At 68.9% G+C, this 17,300-nt stretch carries 12 protein-coding genes and 1 riboswitch; of the genes, 3 read left to right on the forward strand and 9 right to left on the reverse strand.

Annotated features, from left to right (window positions below; translation table 11 throughout):
- Position 1: 1 nt before the first annotated feature.
- Together V6K52_RS12315 and V6K52_RS12320 are read left to right on the forward strand one after the other, a co-directional pair.
- Positions 2 to 1,267, forward strand: a complete 1,266-nt coding sequence (locus tag V6K52_RS12315) for a DUF58 domain-containing protein (RefSeq protein WP_353950404.1) — start codon at positions 2 to 4, stop codon at positions 1,265 to 1,267.
- Positions 1,264 to 3,573, forward strand: coding sequence for a DUF3488 and transglutaminase-like domain-containing protein (locus tag V6K52_RS12320; protein WP_353950405.1), 2,310 nt, complete (start codon positions 1,264 to 1,266; stop codon positions 3,571 to 3,573). Before V6K52_RS12315 ends, V6K52_RS12320 begins: the two co-directional genes overlap by 4 nt.
- 168 nt (positions 3,574 to 3,741) lie before the next feature.
- Here V6K52_RS12320 and V6K52_RS12325 read toward each other — a convergent pair whose 3' ends face one another.
- The 6 genes from V6K52_RS12325 to V6K52_RS12350 form a co-directional block, all read right to left on the reverse strand.
- A complete protein-coding gene (locus V6K52_RS12325) occupies positions 3,742 to 5,376 on the reverse strand; it encodes an RNA polymerase sigma factor (RefSeq protein ID WP_353953776.1) in 1,635 nt (544 codons plus the stop codon).
- A 289-nt stretch (positions 5,377 to 5,665) separates the two neighbouring features.
- Positions 5,666 to 6,037: a universal stress protein gene (locus V6K52_RS12330; RefSeq protein ID WP_353950406.1), complete on the reverse strand. Its 372-nt coding sequence runs from the start codon at positions 6,035 to 6,037 to the stop codon at positions 5,666 to 5,668.
- 121 nt (positions 6,038 to 6,158) lie between these two features.
- The gene (locus V6K52_RS12335) at positions 6,159 to 7,298 is read right to left on the reverse strand and encodes a homoserine O-acetyltransferase (protein ID WP_353950407.1); all 1,140 of its coding nucleotides are present in this window, start codon (positions 7,296 to 7,298) and stop codon (positions 6,159 to 6,161) included.
- A gap of 14 nt (positions 7,299 to 7,312) precedes the next feature.
- Positions 7,313 to 7,424: riboswitch (SAM riboswitch) on the reverse strand.
- Between the two features lie 126 nt (positions 7,425 to 7,550).
- Positions 7,551 to 8,735 (reverse strand): DUF4192 domain-containing protein, encoded by a 1,185-nt coding sequence (locus V6K52_RS12340; protein WP_353950408.1) that lies wholly within the window; start codon positions 8,733 to 8,735, stop codon positions 7,551 to 7,553.
- A 93-nt stretch (positions 8,736 to 8,828) separates the two neighbouring features.
- A complete protein-coding gene (locus V6K52_RS12345) occupies positions 8,829 to 9,242 on the reverse strand; it encodes a DUF1232 domain-containing protein (protein ID WP_353950409.1) in 414 nt (137 codons plus the stop codon).
- A 2-nt stretch (positions 9,243 to 9,244) separates the two neighbouring features.
- The gene (locus V6K52_RS12350) at positions 9,245 to 9,994 is read right to left on the reverse strand and encodes an EcsC family protein (protein ID WP_353950410.1); all 750 of its coding nucleotides are present in this window, start codon (positions 9,992 to 9,994) and stop codon (positions 9,245 to 9,247) included.
- Positions 9,995 to 10,151: 157 nt separating this feature from the next.
- Between V6K52_RS12350 and V6K52_RS12355 the strand changes: the two genes are divergently transcribed.
- Complete coding sequence (locus V6K52_RS12355) at positions 10,152 to 11,849, forward strand: DNA polymerase (RefSeq protein ID WP_353950411.1); 1,698 nt, start codon at positions 10,152 to 10,154, stop codon at positions 11,847 to 11,849.
- Positions 11,850 to 11,933: 84 nt separating this feature from the next.
- Here the strand turns inward: V6K52_RS12355 and V6K52_RS12360 are convergent, their stop codons facing one another.
- From V6K52_RS12360 to hrpA, 3 genes are all read right to left on the reverse strand, one after another.
- The gene (locus V6K52_RS12360) at positions 11,934 to 12,842 is read right to left on the reverse strand and encodes a PAC2 family protein (RefSeq protein ID WP_353950412.1); all 909 of its coding nucleotides are present in this window, start codon (positions 12,840 to 12,842) and stop codon (positions 11,934 to 11,936) included.
- Positions 12,843 to 12,904: 62 nt separating this feature from the next.
- Complete coding sequence (locus V6K52_RS12365; RefSeq protein ID WP_353950413.1) at positions 12,905 to 13,402, reverse strand: DUF2867 domain-containing protein; 498 nt, start codon at positions 13,400 to 13,402, stop codon at positions 12,905 to 12,907.
- A gap of 27 nt (positions 13,403 to 13,429) precedes the next feature.
- Complete coding sequence (hrpA, locus tag V6K52_RS12370) at positions 13,430 to 17,299, reverse strand: ATP-dependent RNA helicase HrpA (protein WP_353950414.1); 3,870 nt, start codon at positions 17,297 to 17,299, stop codon at positions 13,430 to 13,432.
- Position 17,300 lies beyond the last annotated feature (1 nt).

Consider the following 17,300-nt stretch of genomic DNA (forward strand, 5'->3'; position numbering starts at 1 on the left):
CATGCGCCGGTTCCGCGACTCCCTCACGACGCGAGGTGCCGCCTTCCTCGCCTCGGGGATCGTGCTCGTCCTCGCCGGCCTCGCCCTGGGTCAGCACGACCTCAGTCGCATCGGCACGGCACTCTGTGCGCTGCCGATCCTCGCCGGATTCCTCGGTCGCCGTCACGACCTCACCCTCGTCGTCGAACGCGAAGCGCATCCGTCACGCCTCACCATCGACGAGCCGGCGGTCGTGCAGATGACGATCACCAACCCCTCCGCGACCCGCTCACCCGTCCTCTTCGCCGAGGAGCACCTCGACTACTCACTGGGTGACCGACCGCGGTTCGTCATCAGTGCGCTGCCCGCTGGCGTTGCAACGCACGTGGAGTATGCCGTCCGCGCCCACGCGCGCGGCGCTCACCGTCTCGGTCCGCTCGGCGTCCGCGTCCAGGACCCCTTCGGCCTGACGATGCGCAATGCCTCGCTCAGCACCCACGACGAGTTGCTCGTCCTCCCTCGGATCATTGGCCTCTCGGACGGGCGCGCTCTCGGACGTGGCCTCGGCGCCGAGGGCTCGGTCCCCCACCGCGTCGCCCTGCACGGCGAGGACGACCAGTCCATTCGCGAGTACCGCGACGGCGACGACCTGCGCCGGATCCACTGGCCGGCGACCGCGCGCACCGGCGAACTCATGGTGCGCCAGGAGGACCGGCCGGCCAAGCGCCGCGCCGTCGTCCTCCTCGACACCCGGTCTCGGGCCCACGGCGGCAAGGGCCCCACCGGCTCGCTCGAGTGGGCCGTGACGATGGCCGCCTCCGCGGTGACCCACCTCCTTGACCAAGGCTTTGCCGTCCACCTGCTCACCCCTGACGCCGGTCAGGAGTCGGGAGTGCGCGAGGACTCCGAGGCCGACCGCGCCCTTGAGACCCTGGCTCGCGCAGTGCCAACCGACGAGACCGGAATCGGCGGCCTGCTCCACGCTGCGAGCACCGCGACAGCACAGGGGGGACTCATCGTCGCGCTCGTGGGGGCGGTCGATGACGACGCCGCGCGTGCCCTGTCGTCCCTGCGTCAGCCCGGTGGACCGGGACTGGCCTTCGTCGTAGATGCCGGCGCGTTCACCGGCCCGGGCCGGAACCACGGACCCGAAGACCTCGACCCCCGAGCCACGACCGCCGCCCTGTCGGGCGCCGGATGGTCCGTGCTGGCCGTTGAGCCCGGACTCGGCGTTGCTGACGCGTGGGCGACGGTCGCCGGCTCCCGCAGCCTGGTCGGTGCGCGATGAACCGCGTCCGCCCGATCGAGACCCTGCTCGCGGCGCTGGCCAGCTTCACGGTGGCCCTCCCGCTGCTCACCCTCTTCGACGCCAACACCTGGGTGCGTCCCAGCATCGTCATCGTCGCGACGATCGCCTTCGTCGGGCTGGGCCTGCGATCCCTGGTCGCGGCCGCATGGCCCGTGATTCTCGGGCAGACCCTCGCCGGGTTCCTTGCCGTCTCGTGGATGCACGGCCAGGGCCACCTCTACTTCGGCTTCGTCCCCGGCCCTGACACCGTCACCACACTCGGCATCCTCCTCACCCAGGCGGGTGAGACCGTCATGGCCTATTCCGCGCCGGCCCCCACCGAGCGTGGTGTCATCGTGGCCATCACGATCCTCGTCGGCCTCACCGCGCTCGTCGTCGACGCGATCGCGGTGACCCTGCGCTCGCCAGCACTTGCAGGTCTCGCACTGCTCACGGCATACCTCGTCTCTGCCACGAACTCCGGTGACGGACTCTCGTGGAGGTATTTCGTCCTGCCCGTGGGGTTCTGGCTCTCGCTCCTCGCGATTCAGGGCATCGGCACCGTGCAGCGCTGGAGCACGGCCGTGCCCCGAGGCGTCGACGGCGGGGAGCACGACCCGGTGCTCGGGGTCGCCGGGACCGCTCGCCTTCTCGGTGCAGGCGCTCTGGGTCTCGCCATCCTCCTCCCGACCGTCGTCCCCCACCTGCCCACAACCTTCATCGCCGATGGGCTCGGTCGATCCGACAACGCCCGTGGCGGCGGAGCGGTCAGCCTCAACACGACCGTTGATCTGCGCCGGTCGCTGGAGGACCAGTCCCAGTCGCCCGTCATCAACTACACCACGTCGACGAGCACTCCCGACCCGCTGCGTGTCGGGATCCTCACCGACTACCGACGCGGTGAGTGGAGGACCCGTTTCGATGCCAACGAGGTCCTCAACGGTGGACCGCCGGCTCTCGACGGCGACCCCGCGATCGAGCGAACCACCGTCGAGATCAAGGTCGGCGAGAACCGTTTGCAGGCACCCCAGATCGCGCTGCCCACACCGCTGATCGGGGTCGAGCTCGGAGACGTTCCGCTGCGGTCCAACTTCGTCGGTGGCTATGAGGTCGACCAGACCGTCGAGGACTACACCGCGACCTACGTCCAGCTCGCACCCAAGGAAGGCAACTTCTCTGACGACGGGCCACGCCCGCGCGGGGCGGAGGAAGGCGTCTACAGCGACATCGACGAAGACAGCCTGGCCCGGCTCAGCGAACTCGTGGACACCGTTGTGCCAGAGGGCTCCTCGCCCCTCGAGACGGCTCGCCTGTTGCAGGCCCATTTCCGCAGCAGCCAATACACCTACAGCCTGCAGCTCCCGACCCCGACCGACCCGACCTCCGGCCGCAACATGATGTCCGACCCCCTGTCGAACTTCCTCGTCTCGCGCACCGGCTACTGCGTCCAGTTCGCGTCGGCGTTCATCATGGCGGCGCGACTCAAGGGCATTCCCGCTCGGATGGCGATCGGCTTCCTCCCCGGCACCTTTGGCAATGGTTCCTACACCGTGCGGGCAGCCGATGCGCACGCCTGGCCCGAGGTCTGGTTCCCCGACCTGGGCTGGACCCGCTTCGAGCCCACACCGGGCGTGCGCACCGGAGGCGCCCCGATCTACAGTCTCGTCCCCACCGAGGCTGCCCCTTCCGTGACGGCCACCCCGACGGCGACGGGTGCCACCCCGACCCCGTCGGCCAGTGCGCCCCGCGACGGCGAGAGCAACGTCACCGACGACACGACGTCAGTGACCGGCGGACCACTCGGGTGGCTCGGCGACCACCTGCTGGCCCTCGCCGTCGTCCTCGCGATCGTGCTGTCCCTGCTCCTGCTGCCGGTCGCAGCATGGTTGCGTCGTCGACAACTGCGGACCGCTGCCCGCGACGACGCTGAACGGGTCGAGGCCGACTGGGCCTCGCTCATCTCCCGACTCGGCGACATCGGCATCGCTCCCCCTGACGGCAGCACTCCCCGCCAGGCCGGTGCGCAACTCACCCACGACGCCACCCTGTCGGGTGAGTCCAAGGAGGCCATGGGCCGCCTCGTCGCGACAGTCGAGCGCGCCCGTTATGCCCCGCCACAGGCCGAGATCGCCGACGTCAGCGGCGACGCCAGGACCGTCTGGAAGGCCGCAGTCTCCGCTCGTCAGCGCAGCGACCAGGTTCGGGCCTACCTCGTCCCCGGCGATGGCCTGCGCCAATGGAGCGACGCCAAGGACGCACTGCTCGACTGGCCGCGCGCGGCCTGGCGCCGTCTCCGCCGCCGCTGACCCGACGCTGGGCTCACCTGCTGACGTGTGCAGCCCCCTACTGCACCGTGAGTGGGGTGATCACCCCACTCACGGTGCAGTAGGTCGCGACTTGGCCCCAGACGCACGTATGCCGTGCGCCCCAACGGGCACACGGCATACGTTGCGTTGTTTCGTTGAGTCGCTGACTCAGTCGAGGTAGTCCCGCAGGGCCTGCGAACGGCTCGGGTGGCGGAGCTTGCTCATCGTCTTGGACTCGATCTGACGGATCCGCTCGCGGGTCACGCCGTAGACCTTGCCGATCTCGTCGAGGGTCTTGGGCTGACCGTCGGTGAGTCCGAAGCGCATCGAGACGACACCTGCCTCGCGCTCCGAGAGCGTGTCGAGGACCGAGTGCAGCTGCTCCTGTAGGAGCGTGAAGCTCACCGCGTCAGCCGGGACAACGGCCTCGGAGTCCTCGATGAGGTCCCCGAACTCGCTGTCGCCGTCCTCGCCGAGGGGGGTGTGCAGCGAGATCGGCTCACGGCCGTACTTCTGCACCTCGACGACCTTCTCGGGTGTCATATCAAGTTCAATGGCGAGTTCTTCTGGAGTTGGCTCGCGACCGAGGTCCTGCAGCATCTGCCGCTGGACACGGGCAAGCTTGTTGATGACTTCGACCATGTGGACCGGGATGCGGATCGTGCGTGCCTGGTCGGCCATGGCGCGGGTGATGGCCTGACGGATCCACCACGTCGCATAGGTCGAGAACTTGTAGCCCTTGGTGTAGTCGAACTTCTCGACCGCACGGATGAGGCCGAGGTTGCCCTCCTGGATGAGGTCGAGGAAGAGCATGCCGCGACCGGTGTAGCGCTTTGCGAGCGAGACGACGAGACGCAGGTTGGCCTCGAGGAGGTGGTTCTTGGCGTTCTTGCCGTCCTGGGCGATCCACCACAGCTCGCGCTTGAGCTTCATGTCGATCTTGTCGCCGGAGTTGAGTCGCTCCTCGCCGAAGAGGCCGGCCTCGATGCGCTTGGCGAGCTCGACCTCCTGCTCGGCGTTGAGGAGGGCGACCTTGCCGATCTGCTTGAGGTAGTCCTTGACCGGGTCAGCCGTTGCGCCGGCGGTGACGACCTGCTGGACGGGTGCGTCCTCTTCGTCATCGTCACGCAGGACGAAGCCACCGGCCGCGACCGCGGACTTCACGGGCTCGTCCTTCTTGTCGTCGGCCTCGTCGGACTCGTCCTCGGGTCCGGCAGCGACGGCAGCGACGTCGGCGTCGGCCTTGGCAGCGGCGGCCTTCTTGGCTGCGGTCTTCTTGGCCGCAGCCTTGGCGGCCGGAGTTGCGGCAGCTGCAGCCTGCTTAGTCGTTGCGGCCGGTGCTGCCTTCTTGGCAGGAGCGGCGCTGGCGGCCTTGGTTGCGGCAGCCTTCTTGGCCGGGGCGGCCTTCTTGGCGGGAGCCTCGTCCTCGACCTCTGCGGCGTTGGCCGGCGCAGCCTTCTTGGCGGTCGCGGTCTTGGCGGCAGCAGCCTTGGTGGCCGGAGCCTTGGCCGCGGTGGCCTTGGCCGGCGCCTCCTTCTTGGCGGCAGCAGCCTTCTTGGTCGTTGCGGAGGTCGTCTTCTTGGCCGTGGCCTTGGTCGCCGCCACTGCACGATCCGGCAGGGTCATGCTGACCTCGATGCCCTGAGTGGCCAGCGCCGTCAGGACGATGCGACCACGGTTGGCGCGCACGCCGGCCGCGAGGATGGCCTGGGCCACCTGCTCACCAGACACCTGACCCGTGGTGTGTCCGGTGCGGACGAGGTCCTGAAGGGCGGGATGGTTGAACTCGGCGGGGAGGGGCATCTCGGAGGCGTTTGTGGGCACAGGCGACACCGGCAACCTTTCGTCACGGGGAGCGCACGGTCACGTTCACGCTTGGGGCGGAGCACTGACCAGCTGGTCTTGTTTGTGCACTCTCTGACGTGATCCGCAGGGGTGAGGATCGGCCGTTGCTTGGAGGGTGCGTTTACATTATAAATCGCCGCGGCCCTCTTCCCTATTCCAGGGGGGTGCCGCGGCGATTCGTTCACCCGCCTTCGAGGGCCACCGGCGAGCACCGGTGGCCACTCGAAGAGCGTGGGTGAGGGGTCGGTCAGCTCTTGACGGCGAGCACCGGGCAGGGAGCGTCGAGCAGGATCCGCTGGGCGTTGGAGCCGAGAATCAGCTTGCCCACCGGGGTGCGGCGACGCAGTCCGATGACGATGAGTTCGGCACCGGTCTCGTCAGCGACTGCGAGGAGGTCCTCCGCAGGTTCGTTGCCACGCACGAGCTGACGCACCTGGACGTCGACACCCTTGCTCTTCAGGTCCTTGCCGAGTGCGGCGAGCTCGCTGCCATCGCCAGACCCGTCGCGGTCGGAGTTGATGATGACGAGGTCGGTCTTGCGCAGGAGGGCTTCCTCGCCGGCCCGCGCCAGCGCGGCCGCACCTTCCTTGGTCGGGATGTATCCCACGACGATGGCCACGAGTTCCTCCTTGGCAGCAGGTCAGCCCGCTGGGGCTCTTGCTGGGACCGTACCGGAGATTGTGACGCTTGACACGGGAGGCCGCGGCGCGCCTTCGAGCCGGCTGCGCACCCTGACCCGGTCAGTGGTCCCCAGCGCCGCCTTCGATCGCCTCGCGGATGATCTCGCCGACCCGGCCGATCTCGATCAGGAAGCCGTCGTGGCCAAAGCGCGACGAGATGTGTCGGAGCGTCGTGCCCGGGCGCAGAGCAGCGATCTCGTCGGAGAGGCGCGCCGGGTAGAGCCGGTCCGTGTCCACCCCCGCGACGACGAGGCGACCCGTGAAGGCTGCGAGCGCAGCCGCGACTCCCCCGCGGTCACGCCCGATGTCGTGGCTGTTCATCGCCTCACTGAGGACAAGGTAGGAGTTCGCGTCAAACCTGGCGCCGAGCTTGCCTGCGTGGTGATCAAGGTAGGACTCGACAGCAAACCGCCCACCTCGACCGAGCGGTTCCTCGCCGGGCTGCGCGTCACGGCCGAAACGCTCGGAGAGCTCGCCCTCGTGGCGATAGGTGACGTGAGCGATCCGACGGGCGATGCCCAGCCCGTCGAGCGGCGCGACGCCGTGCTCGTAATAGTCGCCGGCGTGGAAATGGGCGTCACCGCGAATGGCGAGCAGCTGCGGCTGGCACCACGCGATCTGGTCAGCTGTCGCGTATGCCGTGGAGGCGAGCACGATGCACGTCTCCACCCGATCCGGATGAGTTGTGGCCCACTCGATGGCCCGCATCCCACCCATGGACCCGCCGAGGACTCCGACCCAGCGATCGATGCCGAGGTGGTCAGCGAGCCGGGCCTCGACAGTGATCTGGTCGCGAATCGTGATGGCCGGAAAGCGACCACCCCACGGGTGTCCATCGGGTGCTTCGCTCGAGGGACCCGTCGTGCCCTGGCACCCGCCGAGGACATTGCTCGAGACGACGAAGAAGCGGTCGGTGTCGAGCGGACGCCCGGGCCCCACCAGTCCGTCCCACCACCCCGGCGTCGCCTGTCCGGGGCCAGCTGGCCCTTCGACGTGGGCATCACCGGTGAGGGCGTGTTCGACGAGCACCGCGTTGTCTCGCGCAGCGTTGAGCGTTCCCCAGGTCTCGTAGGCGACGGTGACCTCGGGCAGCGAGCCACCGCGTTCGAGAGCGACGGACCCGATGTCCACGAATGTGCGGTCGCCCGGAGGGTCACCGTGGCGCCAGAACGACGCTGACGGGAGGTCGGTGATGGTCATGTGGCGGGCTCCTCGGTTCGCGCTTGCCCGCCGGATGTCGGCAGGGCCGTGTCTTCACCCGGGGCACCCCACCGCGAGGAGGGTTGCCGCCCAGCAAGCCGGGGCTTGTCGCTGGGACTCGTGACCTGAGCACGAGTCTAGAACCGGCGCCCCCTCCAGTGGCAGTGTGTCCGCAGCGTGAGAGCGTCGGCACAACCCGCGCTCGCAGGGACGTCTCAGGGACATCTCAGGGACGTCTCGGGCCCGCGCCCGTCAGGACGCCTGCGGCCAGGACTCGACGTCGCTCCACTGGTGCTGGGGGCGCAGCTGGTACTCGACCATCCGCGCGACGTAGCCGGCCAAGATGTATCCGGGCTCCGCACGGAGCGCTCGGGTCACGGCGTCTCCAGCCGTCGATCCGTTGCCGATGCCCCATGCCACGCACGCACAGACCGTGCAGATCGCTGCTGTCTCGTGCGACCACTCGTCGGGCACACGACGGGCCAGCTGCAGCAACCGGCGCAGGACGGTCTCGGACCGTTCGCGCGACGTCGCTGGTCCCTCGGGTGCCGCGGCCATGAGGAGCTCCTGCGAGGCCTCGTCGACCATGTCGAGCGGGAACATGACCGGACACAGCCAGGCGATGAGGGAGTCGCGCCACGCCTTGTTGACGAGCGAGCGGACCATGAGTGCCACGTCACCGTCGGAGACCTCGAACGTGTCGCCGCGCTCCCCCTCGGGAGCGAGCACCCGGGCCCACAGTCGCGCGGCCCTGTCCACCTGGCCGATCCAGTCGGCCGCGCGGGCTCTGGCGTCGGCAAGGTCGTCGGCGAGGCCCAGCTTTTCGACGTCGTCCGTGGGGACCTCCATCACGCCTTCGGGGTCGATCCGGGCGACGACGTCGTCCCACAGGTTCTCGAGGGAATCGCCGACGCCTCCACTCACCAAGGGGTCCTCGGTGACGAGGTCGTGCAACGCACCGCGCCCGGGCAGAGGTGCGCTCCCCCGGGCGATGAATTCGGCCACGGCCGGCACAGCAGCATCGTCGGCCATGGGGTGACCGTTGAGGTGCTCCCGAAGGACACCGTTGAGTGAGTCCCCGGGTCGGCAGCACCAGCCCCACCACCGGCCATCGCGAACCGTGACGTGGTCGATGATGCCGACATCGGCGCGCCGCAGTCCCGCATGGAGCGCGTGCATCAGCGAGCGCGACTCCCCGGGCACCGACTCGTAGCCCACGAGCAGGGCGCTCTGTGGCTGGACCCGCAGCAGGCTCGCGAGGACGTCGGCGGCCGCATCCTCGACATCACGTTCGTCCGGAATGTCGGTGCGTGCGACGGGTCCGACGATCTTGTCGGTCACCATCAAGATGGCGACCGAGTCGGTGAGTTGGTATCCGAGCTGGTGCGGCAGGACGGCAAGCAGCTCTTCGGTGGTGGAGATCTTCATTGAGGTCATGACCTCAGCGTCGGGAAACCCCGCGACCTCCGGAAGCCTCAGTTCAGGCTTTTGTGGACAACACGGCATACGCCGAAGGCTTGTGGACAGCGCTCACGCACGAGGTGACGAGGAATCGTCACGCCCGTCGTTGACGACTTCGCCCGGCACCGACGCTCCGTGGCCCGAACCGCGACCCGTCGAGCGCTCCCACGAGAGGAACTCCTCGGTCTCGGTGACGAGCTGCGCCGCCAGCCAGGAGCCGACCATCGCGTCGTCTGCGAGGCCGAGCGCACCGAGGATCCCCTCGGGCAAAAGGTCGACGGGAGACACGAGATAGCCCGCCGCGCCGAGGATCATGAGCAGTCGCCCGACGGACGTCCCCTTGTATTCACCCGAACGCACGGCCTTGACGAGCCGTGGCACGGCCTGTGCCCGCTCGACCATGGACGGCCCGCCGGGACGAGTGGCGATCTTGACCGCCGTCGCGAGGCTCTTGAAGGTCGACACCTTGGAGTGCAGCGCCATGATCAGGCCTTCGCGATCTGCGCCGTCGCAGCCGGGAACTCGCGGCGTGCGTTGTCAGCGATCCGGTTGAGCAACCACCCGTCGAGCCCGGCGCCCATGACCCCGCCGATGAGCGGGACGTTGCGACCGAAGCGGCTGAACGTCTTCTTGCCAGCCGTCGACAGGAGCCGGAAGCCGACCGCCTTGTTGACGACCATGAGGGCCGGGCCGGGGAGGCGCTGGGCCGCGAGGTTGGTGAGGCGACCCGTGGGCGCAACCATGCCGGCCTTGGCGAGGAGGTCGTCAGCGTCCGCGCCGACCAGTGTGAGGAGCACTGCGGTGCGGATCTGCTGCTGGCTGATGTCGTGGCCACGCAACGAGGCGACGGCGCCCGTCATGCGGGTGGCCAGCAGATAGAAGCCGAGGACGTTGGCGGGCAGCGAGACCGGCAGCGTGATGAACCCGCCGAGGCCCGTGACGAAGCCACCGGCCGCGGCCAGCTTGATGTGGCTCTTGACGACACCGCTCACGGCCTCCTCGACGTTGCCGTTGTGCTTCTTCAGCGCGGAGGCTGCCACCTTGGCGGCCGAGTCGAACGGACCCTTGCCATCGATGCCCGTGTCGAGCAGGTTCTCGACCAGTTTTGCGGCGTTGTTGCCGACGAAGCCCTGGTCCTTGGGCGCGTCCTTGGCCTGCTCGAGCGCCGACTTGGTCTGGGCGACCTGATCCCTGGCGTCCTTGGCGTCGTCCTTGCCGAATCCGAACAGTCCCATCGTGGCCTCCTGTGGCCGCCCGGTCCGACCGGGCCGCCGTAGCGAAGTTGCATGTCCATTCGCTGTCGCGAAGTGATGTCTGCACCGATCCTGCCACGTCAGAGGGGGTTTGCAGGTCGGCGCGGTGGTGTCACCGAACTCACCTAGGCTGCCGCTCATGGCAACCCCCGGGACAGGCGTCGACCTCGTCGCCGTCGTCGTCCATCGTGGGCGTGCCGCCCTCGTGGGCACGAACGTGCGGGTCGTCGGTCCGGTCGCCGAGGTCGCTGCCGCGATGGTCGCCTCTGAGGCTACGTCCCGACCGCGGTGGGTCTGGTGGTCCGCTGCGTATGCCGGTGAGCTCGTTGCCGCTGCCGGCTCGCCTCTCGCTCGGATATGGGACCTAGCGGAGGCTCACCGGATCCTGCACGGCGGGTGGAAGGCCGAGCCCGGCCGCGTCTGGGCTGGAGCACACGGGATACCCGTTGCGACGATGCCGGCACCGTCGGGTGGTGACCTCTTCGACTTCACCGGTGCCGACGGCATCGGTCCGGAGGAACTCGTCCGCGGTGACGGACACCTGCGCGCTGACGCCGCCTCCGGGTGGCTCGAGAGCGATGAGCGGCTGCTGCGCTGGGCCGAGGCTGCGCTCGAATGCGCTGTGCGACAGCGAGATCGGGCCGAGACGTTGGGCGCGCGGATCGTGGGGACGATCCACTCGGAGTCCGCCGCGGGCTTGATGTGTCTCGAGCTGAAGGCTGGTGGGTTGCCGGTCGATCGGGTTGTGATGGAGCGGCTCATCGGCGAGTTCGCGGGGCCGCGAGCAGCGTCGGAGGAGGCTGCGGCCGTGGCGCGGCGCGAGCGCGACGCCGAGGTGCTGCGGCACGTCCCGGGACGCGAGTCGACGGATCTGCGCAACCCGGTGCATGTGCGCGACATGCTCGCGGGTGTCGGGGTCGACGTGCCCAACACGCGCAAATGGGTGCTCGACGCCTATCGGCACGTGCACCCGGTCGTGGACGCACTCCTGGCCTGGCGCAAGGCCGAACGCATCGCGACGACCTATGGCTACCGGTGGCTCGACCAGTGCGTCGGCCCCGACGACCGGCTGCGGGGCGGGTGGACGGCTTCTGACGGGGCCGCAGGGCGGATGACGGCCGAGAACGGGCTGCACAACCTGCCGGCGGCCCTGCGTTCAGGTGTCGCTGCGCATCCAGGTTTTGTCTTCGTGCGCGCCGACCTCGGGCAGATCGAGCCCCGCGTGCTGGCCGTGGTCTCGGGCGACCCGGCATTCGCCGCGGCGACGCGGGCCGACGACTTGTATGCGCCCGTTGCCGAGCGGCTCGGGGTGGAGCGCCCGGTCGCCAAGATCGCGGTGCTCGCTGCCATGTACGGCCAGCGCAGCGGTGCCGCCGGTGAGGCCCTCAAGGGGTTGGAGCGGGCCTATCCGGTGGCAATGGGGCTGCTCGACCGGGCCTACGACACAGGGGTGCGCGGTGAGCCGCTTCGGACCTTTGGCGGGCGGCTCATCCCGACCGGGCGCTTCCTCGCACAGTCGCCCGTGGGGACCAATCCCGCTCTGGATGCGGCGCGGGGACGGTTCGCGCGCAACGCGATCATCCAGGGTGCGGCGGCCGAGCTCTTCAAGGCGTGGGCGGCGACGGTGCGAGCGCTGGGCGAGCCGATGGGCGCGCAGATCGTGCTCTGTCTGCATGACGAGCTGCTGGTCCAGGCGCCGGAGTCACGCGCTGCGGAGGTGGCGGCCCTGGTGGATCAGTCGCTGGCTGACGCGTCCCGGCGGTGGGCGGCCGGCGCGCCGGTGCGGTTCGTGGCCGACACGTCGGTCATCGCCCGCTGGTCCGACGCCAAGGACTGACAGCCCCGAACTCACGACTGATTGCCCGTTCGGCCAGTGAGGAGTGCAACGACGAACTGGCCGAACGGGCAATCAGTCGGTCCGTCAGTCGTCGCTGACGTTGCGGAGAAACTCCTCGATGTCCGCGCCGAGCTCCTCGGCCGACGGGAGATCCTCGGCCTCGGTCGCGAGCAGGCTCGGCCGCTCCTGACCCTCCATGAAGGCGTCGTACTGCTGCTCAAGAGCGCTGACGATCTGGCCGGCATCGGCGTTGTCGTTCAACTCGGACGCGATCTCGCGGTTGTTGACGCCAGCCTTGGCGATGAGGTCATCGTTGGGCAGGTTGAGCCCGGTCGCATCGGTGATGGCGTTGAGCGCGGCGAGCGCACCCTCGGCCCACTCGGCCTGCGCGAGGTATTGCGGCACGTGGATGGCAAAGCCCAGGGCGTCACGACCGGCCTCACCCAGGCGCAGCTCGAGCAGCGCGGGGAAGGACGCCGGCACCTGAACCGTGCCGAACGGCGACTCCTTGCCACCGACGAGACGTGCGTCCGTCGCGTGCGCCGTCATGCCGACTGGACGCGTGTGCGGAACGCCCATGGGGATGCCATGGCTGGTGACGACGAGCGAGATGCCGAGGATCTGGATGAGCTGGCGGATCGCCTCGATCGCGCGCTCCCACTGGAAGTCCGGCTCGGGGCCCGTGAGGAGGTAGTAGGTCTGCCCGTCCCGGTCGCTCATGCGGTAGAGCACCATCGACGGGTCGGCGTAGCTCTCCCACCGGTTGGTGTCGAACACCATCGCCGGTCGACGACCGCGGTAGTCGAGGAGCGCGTCGACGTCGAACGTCGCCACGACCTCGGCCTCGCTCGTATCGACGAGATGCGTGCCGAGGATGCGCTGGATGTTGCCGGCATCGATGAAGGCGCCGAGGAGCACGATGAGGGCGCCCGGCTCGCGCACAGGCGCGGGGCCATCGAGCTCGAAGCGATACAGATCAGACGGGTTTTGCACGGGAACAGCCTCTCAGGGGGGTCACGTGTTGGAAGAACGTGCCGGGCCGCGCTGAGATTCCCTCAGCGGCTCCGATTCACCGCACGAATCATCATCGAGCGCAGCACCGGGCCGTGCAGCACACCGACTGGGACGAAATAAAGCCGGCCACGCCAGTTGTGGTGGACCACGACGGTGGTGGCGCGAAGCAGCCCTGCGTCATCGTCGACGGCGACGCCGAGCCGGAAGAGCAGGTGCGACTCGTCATGGGGGACGAGCGCCTCGCCGTCGACGACATCGCGGACCTCAAAGGGGCTGGCGGCCCGTTCACGTGACTGGTTCAGGCCGATGAACGGCACCAGCACCGCACGCAGGCCGAAGAGCGCCCTGACCCAGACCGGGAGGCTGCGCGGGTCAAAGATGGCCCGGACCCAATCCTCCGCGCTGATGCCGGTGGCACCGCGCAGGGCCACGAGCTGGACGTCGGCAAAGTCGGGCTCCGGCACGCCGTCGAGGGCTCGCGACACGAAGGCAGGCCGCGGGGTCGGGGCCTGGGTCGGCGGGGTGGGCGGCTCGTCCATCTGTCCTCCTGCGACTGGCTGGTGCTGTCAGGGTGCCACGGCCGCGATGGCCGCGCGGACCCGCTTCTCGCTCACCGGGTGGGCCGTGCCGAGGGCTTGCGCAAACAGGCTGACTCGTAGTTCCTCAATCGTCCAGGCGATGTCGGTCACCGCAGGCGCCCGCCTCCCGGTCGCCGGCAGCGCGTCGAGCAGATCGGCGTATGCCGTCTCGATCGCGTCGATCTGTGTCTGCAGTTGCGCTTCCCGAGGGTTGGTTGCGGCCCTCTCGAGTCGCTGGAGCATCGCGCGAAGATAGCGCTGGAGGTGTGGGAGTCGCTCGAGACCGCTGTCGGCCACGAACCCGGGGCGGATGAGGCCATCGAGCTGGGCCCGGACGTCGGCGATCGTTGCGGCCAGGCTGTTCCTGACGGCGCTCGTCTCCAGGGAGTCGAGCCGCCGTCGGACGTCGGTCGCGAGAGCCAGCACCGGCTCGACCGCCTCGATGACCTGCAGGACCCGGGTGACGACGTGTGTGCGGACTGCGGTGTGGGCGGTCTCGAAGTCGGCCTTGGTCCTGACCGCTCCCCCAGCTCCGGGCCCAGTCCCCAGGTCCGCAACGATCGAGTCGACTGCCGCAGCGAGGCAGTCCTCGAGGAGAGCCGGGACGGACCCGTGCGGATTCTGGCCGAGCGCGAGCTTCTGGGCGTTGCTGAGTCGGGCGAGAACGCGCTTCCACGGAGCCGTGGTGTTGAGCAGCAGGAGCCGTCGAACCCCGGAGCGATGAGCCGCCTCGGCCGAGCCCGCGTGGTCGAGGACTCGGAGCGAGACGCTTGCGCCCTCGTCGACGAGGGCGGGGTGTCCCTGGATCGTGTGCCCGCCCGCGCGACCCTCGAACGTGCGCGGCACGTCATCGACGCTCCAGTCCGTGAGGCCACTGCGCTCGATCGACGCGCCGGCCTTGGCCATGCCCTGACGGACGGCGCCCTGCGACTTCGGGCGCAGCTCGTCGAGGTCCTTGCCGCGCGCAATGAGACGTCCGCCGGGAGCTTCGACCGAGAAGGTGATGCGCAAATGATCGGGCACCCGCTCCCAGTCCCACTCTCCCGCAGGGATGTTCACGCCGGTGCGGCCGCGCAGGACCCGGGCCAGCTCGTCCGTGAAGGCTGCACCCGTGGACGACTCGGCGCCAGCGAGGGCGGCACGAGCGTGGTCGGGCGTGGGGACGAAGTGGCGTCGCGTCGCCTTGGGCAGTGACTTGAGGAGGGCGATGGCGAGGTCCTCGCGCAGCCCCGGCACCTGCCAGTCGAAGCCATCCGGTGTCACCTGGTTGAGGATCGCCGTGGGGACGTGGACGGTGACACCATCGGCGGCTGCCCCCGGCGAGAACTGATAGGTCACGTCCAGCTCGAGGTCACCCTGCCGCCACCTGCGCGGGTAGTCGTTCGCCGACACGGCGTCGACGTCCTCCCGTGTCAGCAGTGCTTCGCTGAAGGTCAGCAAGTCCGGCCTGCTGCGCTGCTCACCCTTCCACCACCGGTCGAAGTGCCGCACCGACGTGATGTCGTGCGGGATCCGCGCGTCGTAGAACGAGAAGACAACTTCGTCGTCAACGATGAGGTCACGTCGCCGGGCGCGCTCCTCGAGCTCCGAAAGACGCTGCAGGAGTTCGGTGTTGGCCTTCCAGAACTTGTGATGGGTGTCCCAGTCACCCTCGACAAGGGCGTTGCGGATGAAGAGGTCGCGCGCTTCCTCTGCGTTGATCCGGCCGTACTGCACGGTGCGGTCGACGACGAGCGGGACGCCATAGAGCGTCACTCGCTCGGAGGCGACGACACTGCCCGCGGACTTGCTCCATCGCGGCTCGCTGTAGGTGCGCTTGATGACGTGGGCGCCGACCTCTTCGGCCCACTCGGGGTCGATTGCGGCGTTGACCCGGGCCCACAGGCGCGTCGTCTCGACCAGCTCGGCGGCCATGACGACGTCGGGCTGCTTCTTGAACAGGCCGGACCCGGGATTGATGCCGAAACGCGAACCCCGCGCGCCGGCATACTCACGCTTTTGTTCGTCTCGGACCCCGATGTGTGACAGGAGGCCGGCGAGCAGAGCCTTGTGGACGATGTCCCAGTCCGGTTCGCCGTCGGGGGCTGCGGTGCTCTGGTCGGGGTCGATGCGGGCCGACTTGCAGGCACTGCGGAGCTGCTGGTGGAGGTCCTGCCACTCGCGGATGCGCAGGTAGTGCAGGAACTCGGCCTTGCACATACGGCGAAAAGCGCTGCTGGACAACGCTTTCTGCTGCTCCTTGAGATAGCGCCACAGGGCGTGGAAGCCGGCGAAGTCGGAAGTCTCGCTCTTGAAGCGGGCGTGCTGCTGCTGAGCGAGCGCCTCCTTGTCGACGGGCCGCTCTCGCGGGTCCTGGATGGTGAGGGCCGCCACGATGACGAGCACCTCGCGGGTGCAACCGAGCCGGTTGGCCTCGATGATCATCCGGCCCATGCGGGGGTCGAGCGGCAGTCTTGCCAGGGTCTTGCCGTATGCCGTGAGTCGCCTCTCGCCGCGCCTGCCCTTGGCGTCCTGGAGGGCATTGAGTTCGTCGAGGAGGCGTACGCCGTCGGCGATCTGCTTGGGGTCGGGGGCGTCGACGAACGGGAAGCGCGCGATGTCGCCGAGCCCGAGGGCGGTCATCTGGAGGATGACGGCGGCGAGCGAGGTGCGCTGGATCTCGGGCTCGGTGAACTCTGCGCGCGACTCGAACTCTTCTTGCGAATAGAGCCTGACCGCAATGCCATCCGCGACTCGACCGCATCGTCCGGACCGCTGCGAGGCACTCGCCTGGGAGATCGGCTCGATGGGGAGACGCTGGACCTTGGTGCGCTGGGAGTAGCGCGAGATGCGGGCCGTGCCGGTGTCGATGACGTAGCCGATGCCGGGGACGGTCAGCGACGTCTCGGCGACGTTGGTGGCGAGGATGATCCGGCGACCCTTGCCCCGGGTGAAGACGCGGTGTTGCTCGTTGGCCGAGAGCCGGGCATAGAGCGGGAGGACCTCGGTGCTCGGCAGCTTGAGGCCGTTCAGGGCGTCGGCGGCGTCGCGGATCTCTCGCTCCCCCGAGAAGAACACGAGGATGTCGGTCGCAGTGTGCCCCGGTGGTGTCTCGGTCCAGAGCTCGGTGACGGCATCGCAGACGGCGGCGACCTGGTCGCGTTCCTGCGTGATCTCTCCGCCCGCGCCTCGCTCGACGAGAGGGCGGTAGCGGATCTCAACGGGGTAGGTGCGTCCAGAGACCTCGATGACCGGGACCTCGCGGACGATGTTGCCGCGGGCATCGGTGGAGAAATGCTCGGCGAATCGGGCCGGGTCGATCGTCGCCGAGGTGATGACGACCTTGAGGTCGGGTCTGCGCGGGAGGAGGGACTTGAGGTAGCCCAGGATGAAGTCGATGTTGAGCGACCGCTCGTGGGCCTCGTCGATGATGATCGTGTCGTAGCGGCGCAGGTCGCGGTCGCGCTGCATCTCGGCGAGGAGGATGCCGTCGGTCATGACCTTGACGCGGGTGCGGTCGCTGCTGTGGTCGGTGAAGCGCACCTGGTAGCCGACGAGGTCACCGAGCTCGACCTCCATCTCCTCGGCGATGCGTTCGGCGACGGAGCGGGCGGCGATGCGGCGCGGCTGCGTGTGACCGATCTGCCCGGTGCCGCCGAGCCCCAGTTCGAGGCACATCTTGGGGAGCTGGGTCGTCTTGCCGGAGCCGGTCTCCCCCGCGATGACGACAACCTGGTGGTCCCGAAGGGCCGCGAGGATGTCATCACGGCGCTCGACGACAGGGAGCTGCGCCGGATAGTGCAGCTGCGCGGGGTCTATGGGGCCGCGGTCGGTGGGAATGGAGTCCGTCACCCCTCGTTGTCGTTCTGGCTGCGGCACG

Source organism: Knoellia sp. S7-12 (assembly GCF_040518285.1).
Classification (GTDB): domain Bacteria; phylum Actinomycetota; class Actinomycetes; order Actinomycetales; family Dermatophilaceae; genus Knoellia.

Bases quoted from the DNA above. Each gene is read 5' to 3' on its own strand.
- V6K52_RS12315 (WP_353950404.1), top strand. From the start codon at position 2: ATGCGCCGGTTCCGCGACTCCCTCACGACGCGAGGTGCCGCCTTCCTC.
- V6K52_RS12320 (WP_353950405.1), top strand. From the start codon at position 1,264: ATGAACCGCGTCCGCCCGATCGAGACCCTGCTCGCGGCGCTGGCCAGC.
- V6K52_RS12325 (WP_353953776.1), bottom strand. From the start codon at position 5,376: ATGCCCCTCCCCGCCGAGTTCAACCATCCCGCCCTTCAGGACCTCGTC.
- V6K52_RS12335 (WP_353950407.1), bottom strand. From the start codon at position 7,298: ATGACCATCACCGACCTCCCGTCAGCGTCGTTCTGGCGCCACGGTGAC.
- V6K52_RS12340 (WP_353950408.1), bottom strand. From the start codon at position 8,735: ATGACCTCAATGAAGATCTCCACCACCGAAGAGCTGCTTGCCGTCCTG.
- V6K52_RS12345 (WP_353950409.1), bottom strand. From the start codon at position 9,242: ATGGCGCTGCACTCCAAGGTGTCGACCTTCAAGAGCCTCGCGACGGCG.
- V6K52_RS12350 (WP_353950410.1), bottom strand. From the start codon at position 9,994: ATGGGACTGTTCGGATTCGGCAAGGACGACGCCAAGGACGCCAGGGAT.
- V6K52_RS12355 (WP_353950411.1), top strand. From the start codon at position 10,152: ATGGCAACCCCCGGGACAGGCGTCGACCTCGTCGCCGTCGTCGTCCAT.
- V6K52_RS12365 (WP_353950413.1), bottom strand. From the start codon at position 13,402: ATGGACGAGCCGCCCACCCCGCCGACCCAGGCCCCGACCCCGCGGCCT.